Below are 11066 nucleotides of genomic sequence, written 5' to 3'. Positions count from 1 at the left end.
CGACTCGGCCCGTGCCCGACGGCGGGCCAGCGGCGCCCGGAGCGCCGCGGCGACCGCGGCCCCGGCGACGACGGCGAGCACCCCGGCGCCGGTCAGCGCGGTGCCACCGACCAGCACCCCGACGGCACCGGCGGGGACGGACGACGCGAGGGCGAGGCCCGTCGCGCCGACCGCGGTCCACGCGAGGATCGTGCTGCCCGCGACCGGGAGCCGACGCCGCACCCACGGCACGCGTCGCGCGAGCACGGCGAGCGCCACCGCGACGACGACGGTCGTGGCGAGCACGGGCCTCCTCGGTCGGACGGGCGCAGGACGCGGTCCAGTCTGACGCACCGTCGGCCCGAGTCCGCCTGCGGACGCTGCGCGCGCGACCGCTACCCGACGGCTGCGCGGCCCGCACGCCGGTGGCGCCCGGTCACTCGTAGCGGCCGTCGGCAGCGAACCGGTGGACCGCGATCTCCTCCCCGGTTCCGTCGCACCGCCGGGCACTGAGCACGTCGGTCGGCCCGCTGAACCCCGCGCGCTCGACGACCGTGACCTCGAACTCCGCGCCGTGCTTCTCGCGCAGGAACCGGGCGGCCTCGTCCTCGACGACCTCGGGCGGGGGCGCGAACTCGCCGACGGCACCCAGACGGGCCGCGACGACCTCCCCGACGCCCCGGCGCACCCGCTGTCCCATCGAGATCCTCGTCATGAGGGCAGTGTGGCGCGGCCAGCAGCACTCACCCGTGCACCGCAGGGCACGCCCTCAGTCCGCCGTGACCTCCTCGACCTGCCCGTCCTCGACGTGCCAGCGCCGGGTGAGCCGCACCGAGTCGAGCATCCGCCGGTCGTGCGTCACCAGCAGCACCGTCCCGTCGAACGCCTCCAGCGCCTGCTCCAGCTGCTCGATGGCGGGCAGGTCCAGGTGGTTGGTGGGCTCGTCCAGCACGAGGAGGTTGACCCCGCGGGCCTGGAGCAGCGCGAGCGCGGCCCGGGTCCGCTCCCCCGGCGACAGCGACCCCGCCGACCGCCCGACGTGGTGCCCGCCGAGCCCGAACTTGGCGAGCAGGGCCTCGACGTACGGGCGCAAGGCGCGTCCGGAGTACGCCCGCGTGCTCGCGGACATCCGGGCTGGGCGCGTGGATGCGGTGGTGTGCTGGCACATCGACCGCCTGCATCGCCAGCCGATCGAGCTGGAGGAGTTCGCCGCGACCTGCACGAGTGCCGGGGTCAGTGACGTGGTGACGTTGCACGGAGACCTCAACCTCGGCAGCGGGGACGGGTTGTTGGTGGCGCGGTTGCTGGCGGCGGTCGCGGCGAACGAGTCCGACGCCAAGTCCCGGCGCTCGCAGCGCAAGATGCTCGAGCTCGCGCAGTCCGGGCGGGCGCATAGTGGTGGGTGGCGCCCGTTCGGGTTCGCCACGGACCGGGTCACCCACGACCCCCGGGAAGCCGACGCGATCCGCACCGTCGCGGCGCGGGTGATCGCCGGTGAGTCGTTGACGTCGCTGTGCACCTGGCTCGACACCCAAGGCATCACCACCGTGGCGGGTGGGTCCTGGCGGCTGCCGACACTGCGGGACCTGCTGCTCTCAGGACGCGTCTGGGGGCAACGCACCCACCGCGGGCAACTCATCGGACCCGGACAGTGAGAACCGATCATCGACGCCGCGACCGCGGAGCGGGTGCGGGCGGTGTTGACAGACCCGGCCCGTCGCACCACCCGCACCCCCAGGCGCTACCTGCTCTCGGGCCTGGTCCGCTGTGCGGTGTGCGGCAAGGCGATGTACTCCGGGACGGACTCGCGGCGCCGCCGGTACGCGTGCCGGGCGACGCAGGGGTTCGCGGGGTGCGGGCGGGTGTCGATCACCGCACCCCAGCTCGAAACCGCCATATCGACCGCGGTGCTGGTCCGGTTGGACTCCCCCGACCTCGCCGCCATCCTCGCGGGCAAGCCCGCCGAGGCCGACACGACCGTCACCGCCCTGCACGAGACCATTGCCGCCGACCTCGCCCGGTTGGAGGAGCTGGCGGCGACCTGGGGCGAGGGGGACCTGACCCTCGCGGAGTGGAAGGCCGCCAAATCCCGCATCGACACCCGCCTGGCGACCACTCGCCGCCAGCTCGCCGCGGCGCGGGGCACGGGGACCTGCTACCCCTGATCGGCCACGGCGCAGCCCTCACGCAGCAGTGGGACACGTTGCCGTTGACCCGCCAGGCCGCGATCATCCGGGCGGTCATCGACCACATCACCATCGCCGGCGCCACCCGGACCGGGACCCGCACCATCGACCTGACCAGGGTCACCACCACCTGGCGCACCTGACCCACCCCGACCCGGCCAGGGGCGCAGCACGTGATCGATCACGACTCGGCGGGACCTCACGCACCTGCTACCGGGCTGGGTCGGGCGCGCCGACCTCCGGTCGCCGGTCGGCGGGCAGCGCGTCGAGCTCGCCGAGGACATGGAGCACCGCACCCGCCTTGATCCCCAGGTCCGCGGCGACCTGCGCGGGACTGGCCCCCGCAGCCAGCAGGGCGGCGATCTCGCGCACCCGGTACGCGCGGCGCACGTGCACATGCGCGTCCCCGGGCACCGGCACGCGCGCCGCGTCACGATCCAGGTGCCCCAGCACGTAGCCCAGCTCCCCAGCCACCTTCGCCAACTCGTCACCGACAGCGGTGTCCACGTCGGCGGCGAACAACGAGTCGCTCGTCCACTCGTCGGCGTCCACGATCTGCTCGCGCAGCATCTGCACGTGCCCCGCCACCGCCGCCGCCCGCACCCCGGCCTTAGAGAGCATCGCCCCCGCACGCGAACGCACCACACCCCCGCCGGCCGGGGCGTCGCCCGCACCAGCGGGGTCGCTGTCCGCGCCCCCGCCCGGCGCGCCCGCACCCGGACCGCCCGCGGCCGGGGCATCGGGGTCCGGGGCGCCTGTGCCGGCGCTGGCGAGCAACGACGCCGGGTCCAGCAGGCCCCGCGCCTCGGCCGCCGACAAGTACGCCGAGACTGAACCGCCCCGGGTTCAGTGGAGGCTCGGTGCTCAGGTTTCGGCCGTCACGACGGCCGGGTTCTGACGGTAGTGGTTGGTCTCGTGCTCGGCGGGTGGGGTGTCGCCGAGCTCGGTGTGCAGGCGGCGGTTATTGAACCAGTCGACCCACTCCAGGGTCGCGATCTCGACGTCGTCCAGGGTCCGCCAGGGCCCGCGGCGGCGGATCAGCTCGGTCTTGAACAGCCCGATCGTCGACTCGGCCATCGCGTTGTCGTACGCGTCTGCCACGGTCCCGATCGACGCCCGGATGCCGAGGGCGGCCAGCCGCTCGGTCAGCGCCAGCGAGACGTACCGGGACCCGGCGTCGCTGTGATGGATCAGCCCGGTCAGGTCCGTCACGCCGGTGCGGCCGCGGGTTCAGGCCGCCATCTCCAGGGCGTCGGTGACCAGGGCCGCGCGCATGTTCGTGTCGGCCTTCCAGCCCACGATCATCCGCGAGAACACATCGATCACGAACGCGACGTAGCAGAACCCCGACCACGTGCGGACGTAGGTGAAGTCCGCGACCCACAACTCGTTCGGCGCAGTCGCGGTGAACGCGCGGTTGACCAGGTCACCGGCCCGGGCGCCGTCCTTGCCCGGGATCGTGGTGCGCTTCGCCCGCCCGCGGACCACGCCATGCAGGCCGCTCGCGCGCATCAGCCGCTCGACTGTGCAGCGCCCGATCGGGTGCCCGAGGCGGTGCAGGTGCTTCCACATCTTCCGCGCGCCGTAGACGCCGTAGTTCGCGGCGTGCTCGACGCCGATGACCTCCGACAGCTGCGCGTCGCTCACGGATCGCGCCGAGGGCGGGCGGGCCTTGGCGGCGTAGTACGTGCTCGGGGCGACCTGCAGGACCTGGCAGATCGGCTCGACCCCGAACTGTTCACGGTGGGTGTCGATGAACTCGACTACCTGGGTGACGGGCGGTCGAGCTCCGCCGCGAAGAAAGCCGACGCGCTACGCAGGATCGCGTTCGCCCGTCGCAGCTCCCGGTTCTCCCGCTCCGGCTCGGCGAGCCGCTGGGCGTCGCTGCTCGTGGTCCCGGGCCGGTCGCCGGCGTCGATCTCGACCTGGTTGACCCACCCGCGCAGCGTCTCGGGATTGATCCCGAGCTGCTCACCGATCCGCCGGCACGCAGCCGGACGGGTCACCAGGTCCTTCTTCGCGTCCAGCACGAGCCGGACCGCGCGCGCACGCAGCTCGTCCGGGTACTTCCTCGGTGCAGCCATGACCCTCATCCTCCGTGGGTTGATCGCCTCTACGGAACCCGGGGCGGTTCACTCCCGGTCACCGATCACCACCGGCACCCCCTGCGCCGCACACGACGCGGCCAACCACACCACCACGCACGCCCGGCACACACCCGCCGCGCTGCACGCACACTCCGCCCCGGACACCGGGGCCCGACCACCTGGACACGAGCTCGTAGACGACTCCACGTCCGTTCCCCCGCCCCAGCGCGCCACCGCCACACCGACCGATATCGATGCGACGCCAGAAAACGGAACCCATCGCGTGGTGTCCCCTACTCGTGCAGCTGCTCCTCCAACAGCGCGGGTGCCTACGCGGAGTCGGTCAGTTCTCGGAACAGTGCGCTCCGCAGCCGCAGCTCCGCGGGCGTGCCGGTGGCTGCGACCCGGCCGTCGTCGAGGACGACCACGTGGTCGGCGGCGTGGATCGTCGAGACGCGGTGGGCGACGAGGATCGCGGTCGTGCACGGCGGCAGCCCTCGGAGTGTCGCGTGCAGGGCCCGTTCGGACAGGGTGTCGAGGCCGGAGGTCGGTTCGTCCAGGACGAGGACGGCCGGGCGTCGCAGCAGGGCGCGGGCGATGGCCAGCCGTTGTCTTTCCCCTCCGGACAGGGCCGCTCCACCGTCACCGATCAGGGTGTCCAGCCCGTGCGGCAACCGGTGGACCAGACCGGTCAGGCTCACGTTGTCGAGGGCGCGGAGGATCGTTTGCTCGTCGGCCTGCGGCGCCCCGAGGGTCAGGTTGTCGCGCAGGGAGCCGTGGAGGGCGAGGGATCCCTGGTCGACGTAGCCGATCAGGGCGCGCAGCGTCTCGCGTGGCAGGTCCGTGACCGGGATCCCCCCGATCCGTATGCTGCCCGCTGCGGGGTCGAAGTAGCGTTCGAGAAGGTGCAGGAGCGTGGATTTCCCGGCTCCTGATGGCCCGGCGATCACGGTGATCTGTCCGGCGGGGGCTGTGAACGAGACCTGGGACAGCGTCGGGGGTCCCGAACCTGGCCGATGGGCGAACCCGACGTTGTGGAACTCGATGTCGAGCGCGGGCGGGCCGCCGACCCACGTCTCGGCGCGAGCCTGGGCCCGCGGGTCGACCACGTCGTCGGCGGTCTCGGTGGCTTCGTCGGTGATCTCAGCGAGGCGTGTGCACCCGGTGAGCGCCTGCTGGACATCGACCACCGCGGCGGCGAGCTGTCCGACGGGGACGACGAGCAGGTTGAAGAACATCAGGAAGGTGACGAGGTCCGCGAGGTCCAAGGCTCCGTCGGCCGCACGGACGCCGGCGACGACGATCGCGCACACGAAGGCGATGTTGGTGAGGGTCGAGGTGAGGGGTCCGACGAGGGCGGCGAGCGCTGCGAGTCGCCGGCCCTCGGCACGGACCTCACGGATCGCGGTCGAGGTCTCCTGCAGGGCCCGCGGGACGGACCCTGTCGATCGCAGCAGCCGCAGGGCCACCGCGTTGCGGCTCACGCTCGTCGCGAGCGCCGCGGTCGCGGCCTGCAGAGACCGGTTGGCGCGTCGGAGCGGGCGGGCGGCTGCGGCAGCGACCAGGAGGGAGCCGGCTGCGATGGCGAAGGCGATCAGGAACGTGACCGCGTCGAGCAGGACGAGGGCGACGACGGCACCGACGAGCGTGAGGAGGCTTCCCGCGAAGCCGACGACGTGGGGTGAGACGACTGCTCGAGTGAGGCTCGCGTCGGAGGTCACTCGGGCGACCATCTCGCCGGGAGGACGGGCCTCGCTCACGGCCGTCGGCAGGTCGAGAGCTGCTCGCACGAGCCGGTGGCGCTGGTCGTGGACGATGTCCTCGCCGAGACGTCCGAGCACGAGCTGCTGGGTACCGGCGAGAGCGGCGGACACGACGATGACGAGCAGCAGCGCCCCGACGAGCGCCAGGGGCAGCTCTCCGGCCTCGCCGACCGAGGTCACCAGACGGTTCACGAGCACAGGCTGGGCGAGGGTCAGGGCCCCTGCGAGCGTGGCCAGCGTCGCCGCGAGCAGGATCGGGCGGCCTCGACCGCGGATCAGCTCGCGCAGCGCGGCGTGAGTGGACCGGTTCACGAGGCGGCCAACCGGGCGATCACGCGGTGCGGCGGGGTCCGCATCGCCTCGATGGATGTGGCCGCCGTCGCCAGTGCGCACGCCAGCACGATGATCGCGCTGACGACCACCGTGCCGAGCAGCGGCACCTCCGCTCGCGCGAGGCCGAGCAGGCGGTGCAGCCCGGCGACCGTGCACAAGACGCCGGCGGTTGCGCAGGCCAGCCCGACCAGGACTCCGCTGACCGCGATGATCACGCCCTCCAGCACGCTCTGGCACCACTGCTGTGCGCGGGTGGCGCCGGCGAGCGCGATCAGGGCGGCGTCCAGGCGGCGCTGGCGTCCGGCGACGAGCAACCCGCCTAGCGCGCCGGCTGTCGGGACGAGCAGCGCGGGGCCGAGACCGAGGACGAGGTCCGCGACCGTCGCACCGGGGCCTGCGGGCAGTCCTGCGGCAGCTACGGACGCGGTGACGGTGCGCGTGATCGCCAGCATGCTGATCGGGACTCCGACGACGAGTGCGACCGAGACCACCGTGCTGGTCGCCCGCTGTATACGTCGGGCTGCAATCTCACGCGCGAGGACCCAGGCAGGAGCGCGCCCGGGGACGGCGCGGGTCCACGTGCGGACCACGACGGGCAGGATCCACGGCGCGGCTACGCCGGTCCCGGACACGAAGAGCACGACGACAGCCAGCGGGGCGGCGACCACGTCCGCGATACCGCGTGCCACGAGGACGGGCAGGAGCGCGAGTGCAAGGGCGAGGGACAGCAGGATCACCGCCGACCAGGCCCGTGCTGGAGTACGGGTGCGCCGAGGAGTGGCCCCCGCGGTGCGCAGCGCCTGCCCGGGATCGAGGTCTGCAACCCGCCGCGCGGGTGTCCATGCGCCCACCGCGGCGAGACTGGTGCCCACGAGGACCCCGAGGCCGGTCGCCGGCAGGGAACGTGAGGGCGCCACGGCCTGCGGCCCGACCCCCAGGTCCGCGATCGCCGTCAGCGTCGCGGGCAGCACGGACCACGCGACGACTGCCGCGGGGACGGCAGCAAGCAGGGCGACGAGGACCACCTGCCAAAGGAGCAGACGCTCCACCTGGCCCGGCAGTGCGCCGACGAGCAGCCAGCGGGCCACTTGGCCTCGCCGGAGGTTGACCGCCGCCGCGACCGAGGTCCAGCAGACCGCGACCGCGACGCCGGCGGGGATGCCTGCCCAACCCCCGGCCACGGACATCAGCTCCAGCGGCGCTGAGCGGTCGTCGGTAGGTTGCGGGCCTACGGCGTCGAGTCCGGTCGCGACGATCAGCGCGCCGAGCACGGCGGAGAACTGGACCGTGGCCAGGACGATCGCCGTGCCCGACCACAGAGCGGGCGCCTCGCGCAGGTCCGCCCACCACAGGATCGGCCGACGCGAACTCATCCCGGTGCGTCCGCGGGGACGAGCCGCCCGTCGCGCACCCGCACTGTCGCGTCGCAGCGCGCGGCGACACGCGGGTCGTGCGTGACCACGACGACGGTCCGCCCGCGGCCGGTGGCGACCTCGCTCAGCAGGTCCATCACGGTCCCGGCGGAGCGCTGGTCGAGCGCTCCGGTCGGTTCGTCGGCGAAGACCACCGTCGGGTCGGTCAGCAGGACGCGCGCGAGCGCGACCCTCACCTGCTCGCCACCGGACATCGCCTGCGGCCGGATGGTGCGGCAATGCGCGACACCGAGGCGGTCCAGGGTCCGGGCGACTTGGTCGCGCGGGGGCGTGCGCCGACGCAGGACGAAAGGCAGAGCGACGTTCTGCTCGCCGGTCATCGTCGGCACGAGGTTCGTGGACTGGAAGACGAACCCGACGTGGTCTCGTCGCAGCCGGGCCAGCTGCCGGTGGCGGAGCAGCCACAAGGGCTGCCCGAGGAGCCACGCGCGTCCCGCACTCGCCGGCTCCAGCCCTGCCAGGCAGGACAGCAACGTGGACTTGCCCGATCCGGAGGGGCCAGTGACCGCGGTCATCGTGCCGGCGGGCAGGCTGAGGGAGACGTCGCGCAGGACCGTGACCGGATCCCGGCCGGGCAGGGGGTAGGACTTGACGAGCCCGGCGCAGGCGACCGGTGGCTGCTCCTGGGGCCCGCTCATCCTCGGTCCACAGGGTCGTCGGGTGCGAGGTCGGGCTCGGGCGCGTCGAGTGCGAGCACGCCAGCCAGGGGATCGGGGCGATTCTCGCCGACCGCGCGCAGCGCCAGCAGGACGCCGGCGCTGCCCGTGGCGAGGTCTGACGACAGCCGCAGCAGCTGATCACCGGCGTGCAGGACACCGTCGGCGTAGTCGAACTCGTGCCAGCGCAGGCGCTCGCGCTGGCGGGTCAGGGCCTCCTCCCAGGGGCCGTCACCGAGTTCCCGCGCCTGACCCAGCAGGAGCAGCATGCCCGCCCGCCCGCCGAACAGCCCGGCCTGCGCGGTGAACGGCGCCCGGCAAGCGTCGGCGGCGCGCCGGATCAGGTCGTCGAACTCCGAGGCACCGGTCGTGCGGCGCCACTCCAGGGCGACCAGACCGACGCCCGCGACGCCGGCCGCGAGGTACGGCAGGGCACGTCCACCGTCGGCGGACAGCAGCAGCACGTCGTTCACCGTCGTCGTCTTCAGGAGGTCAAGGTGCAGCAGACGGGCGGCCCGCTCCTGCCAGACGGCGTCTCCCGTCAGCCGTGCCAGGTGGACACACAGGTAGGCGACACCTGAGGCACCGAGCAACAACCCACCGGGTCGTCGGCTCGTCTCGTCACCGGTGTGCTCGCGCCCCAGCAACTTCTCGCACGCGTCCTGCGCGAGCCGGACCGCGGGCGCGAGCGCCTCAAGGACGCCGGCGCGGGCGAGCTGACACAGATGCAGCGCCGTGCCGGTAGTCCCCTCAGCGAGGCTCCACCCAGCACCGCGAGAGGTCAGCGGGTGCCCCGAGAACTCCTGCCACGCTTGCTCGGGCCCCATAACGCCGCCGGCGACGGCGACGGCGCGCACGCCCGCGACCCCACGGCACAGCCCGAGGTCGGACACGTCCCAGTCCCGGGTCGAGAGCCCCTCGCACAGCTCGGCGAACAGCGGTCCCGCGGCCTCACTCCCCGAACGGGCCAAGGCATGCGCCACGCCGCCGAGGCCGTGGGCGAGAGAGAGGTCGCCGTTGTCGTGGAACTGGCCGACGTCGCCGGGGAACGGGCGGCCAGGAGCGCGGCTCGCGAGGATGCCCCGCATGATCCGCCTCGCGTCGGCCGGGCGCCGCGGGCCGGGGCGCCGCCGGGCCGCCCGGAACCGCGGGTCCAGGGCAAAGGCCTCCTCGCACGGCGCGAGCAGGTCCTTCAGGGCCGGGTCTTCGCCGAGCTCGTCGAGCAGCTCGGCGAACTTGGACACCGAGACCGACGAGAGCGGCGCGAGAGGCAGCACCACGTGCAACCGGAGGCACGCCGACGCCCAGGCATCGCGGTCTAGCCCTCGCAACCCCGCGGGTGCTGCGAAGCCAGGCACACCCAACGAGGCACCGGATGCGTCCGGGTGGTGGGCTGATTCCAGATCCACGAAGGTGACGCGCTCGTCCGGCCCCACGATGACGTTGCCCGGCTGCAGGTCCCCGAACACCAGGCCCGCCGAGTGGACCACCGAAAGGGCGCGGTCGATCGCATCGCACACCATCGTGACGCGCTCGAAGTAACGTCGGCGCGTCTCCTTGGACGCGGCCGTGCGCAGCCCCGGGAACTCGTCGAGCAGGATCCGTGACAGGGTCATCCCCTCGACGTACTCCGTGACCATGTACACGTGCTCCCAGGCCTCGAACACCTCCACGAGCTCGGGTGTCACCCCGAGGCCGGACAGCTGTCTCAGGTGGGCGGCCTCGCTCCGCAGGCGGGTCACGGCGTCCTCGCCGGAAGCATCTGCTCCGGTCCACGGGCGCGCCTCCTTCATCACCAGGTGACGATCCGGTTCCTGCACCGGCGCGCACCGGTACACGCCACCGGTGTTCGACATGTGCAGCACGCCGCGGACGTCGTAGCCGATAGGGACGGTGACCTCCTGCGTGCGCTCACGCAGCATCGCACCGACCATCTCGGGCACCGGTGCCCAGGAGGGCAGGACGAACTGCGGACCGCGCACGTCCTCGACCCAGTTCCCCCCAGGGTCGCGGATCACGTACCGAGGCCGTCCAGTGGCGCCCTCCACGTCGATCATCGGGCGGAACCCGCCGTAGCGCAGGTGGACAGGGCCGCGCCTCCACCGCAGGTCCGACAGGATGTACGGCCCGGGAAGTCCCCCGAGCTGCTCCTCCAACTGATCGACCAGACCCTGCAACCGGTCCTCGTGAACAGGGTAGATCGTGACGAACTTGCCGCTGGAGCCGCGATCTGCGGTCTTCTGCAGCGCCCACACCAGGTCCGAGGGCGTCGCCAGGTGCTTGAACGGAGTACCCGCGTCCACGCATATTGAGAAAACGGCATCGAGAATGCGGTCGGACGTCTCAGGTGTGGCACTCACATGGATTTTCCACCCCTGGTCGGGAAGAGTGGCCGCGGCAGGGAAGTAGTGCGTCCACGGGCTGATGACCCGGCGGGTCCATCCAGGCGGGACGCGGTGCCCGAACGGGTCAGTCCGACCGCGACCCGACCACGGTTCCTCGTAGAACGGACTGTCCGGTCGGACGCACTGCGCGTGGTGGTGCCTCATGATCCCCGTTCGTGTCAGGCGGGCGCCCGGTCGGGCCCCCTCGCTGGTGGGCGCGCGGTCCGCGGGTGCCGGAGGGGCCG

9 protein-coding genes, 2 pseudogenes and 1 other annotated feature are annotated in these 11066 nt (G+C 72.9%); of the genes and pseudogenes, 2 read left to right on the top strand and 9 right to left on the bottom strand.

Features of this window, described 5'->3' with window-relative positions; translation table 11 throughout:
• The 3 genes and pseudogenes from EBM89_RS09320 to EBM89_RS09310 form a co-directional block, all read right to left on the bottom strand.
• Positions 1 to 285, bottom strand: a 285-nt coding sequence (locus EBM89_RS09320) for a hypothetical protein (protein ID WP_199732046.1), incomplete at its 3' end; no start/stop codon positions are given.
• 130 nt (positions 286 to 415) lie between these two features.
• On the bottom strand, positions 416 to 694 hold the full coding sequence (locus EBM89_RS09315) for a hypothetical protein (protein ID WP_147463505.1): 279 nt from the start codon (positions 692 to 694) through the stop codon (positions 416 to 418).
• 54 nt (positions 695 to 748) lie between these two features.
• Positions 749 to 1114 (bottom strand): annotated as a pseudogene (locus EBM89_RS09310) (ATP-binding cassette domain-containing protein); the annotation flags it as partial.
• Between EBM89_RS09310 and EBM89_RS20885 the strand changes: the two are divergent.
• Together EBM89_RS20885 and EBM89_RS09300 are read left to right on the top strand one after the other, a co-directional pair.
• On the top strand, positions 1095 to 1634 hold the full coding sequence (locus tag EBM89_RS20885) for a recombinase family protein (protein WP_158609604.1): 540 nt from the start codon (positions 1095 to 1097) through the stop codon (positions 1632 to 1634). The pseudogene EBM89_RS09310 and the gene EBM89_RS20885 sit on opposite strands and share 20 nt — an antisense overlap.
• Positions 1635 to 1676: 42 nt before the next feature.
• Positions 1677 to 2144, top strand: a complete 468-nt coding sequence (locus tag EBM89_RS09300) for a recombinase zinc ribbon domain-containing protein (protein WP_147463503.1) — start codon at positions 1677 to 1679, stop codon at positions 2142 to 2144.
• A 231-nt stretch (positions 2145 to 2375) separates the two neighbouring features.
• On the opposite strand, the gene EBM89_RS09295 is transcribed toward EBM89_RS09300, so the two are convergent.
• The 6 genes and pseudogenes from EBM89_RS09295 to lanKC all read right to left on the bottom strand — a co-directional run bounded on the left by EBM89_RS09295 (position 2376) and on the right by lanKC (position 10986).
• On the bottom strand, positions 2376 to 2786 hold the full coding sequence (locus EBM89_RS09295; protein ID WP_122149161.1) for a hypothetical protein: 411 nt from the start codon (positions 2784 to 2786) through the stop codon (positions 2376 to 2378).
• Between the two features lie 243 nt (positions 2787 to 3029).
• Positions 3030 to 4249 (bottom strand): annotated as a pseudogene (locus EBM89_RS09290) (IS3 family transposase).
• Positions 3858 to 3971 (bottom strand) — a sequence feature (AL1L pseudoknot). (Overlaps the previous pseudogene by 114 nt.)
• Positions 4250 to 4581: 332 nt before the next feature.
• The gene (locus tag EBM89_RS09285; RefSeq protein WP_158609602.1) at positions 4582 to 6327 is read right to left on the bottom strand and encodes an ABC transporter ATP-binding protein; all 1746 of its coding nucleotides are present in this window, start codon (positions 6325 to 6327) and stop codon (positions 4582 to 4584) included.
• Complete coding sequence (locus tag EBM89_RS09280; RefSeq protein WP_122149159.1) at positions 6324 to 7721, bottom strand: FtsX-like permease family protein; 1398 nt, start codon at positions 7719 to 7721, stop codon at positions 6324 to 6326. Before EBM89_RS09280 ends, EBM89_RS09285 begins: the two co-directional genes overlap by 4 nt.
• The gene (locus tag EBM89_RS09275; RefSeq protein WP_122149158.1) at positions 7718 to 8419 is read right to left on the bottom strand and encodes an ABC transporter ATP-binding protein; all 702 of its coding nucleotides are present in this window, start codon (positions 8417 to 8419) and stop codon (positions 7718 to 7720) included. Before EBM89_RS09275 ends, EBM89_RS09280 begins: the two co-directional genes overlap by 4 nt.
• Positions 8416 to 10986, bottom strand: coding sequence for a class III lanthionine synthetase LanKC (lanKC, locus tag EBM89_RS09270; protein ID WP_122149157.1), 2571 nt, complete (start codon positions 10984 to 10986; stop codon positions 8416 to 8418). Before lanKC ends, EBM89_RS09275 begins: the two co-directional genes overlap by 4 nt.
• Between the last annotated feature and the right edge of the window lie 80 nt (positions 10987 to 11066).

This window comes from Cellulomonas triticagri (genome assembly GCF_003696205.1).
Taxonomy (GTDB): Bacteria; Actinomycetota; Actinomycetes; order Actinomycetales; family Cellulomonadaceae; genus Cellulomonas; species Cellulomonas triticagri.
The sequence above is the reverse complement of the archived record's forward strand: the minus strand, read 5'-3'. Positions and strand labels throughout refer to the sequence as shown.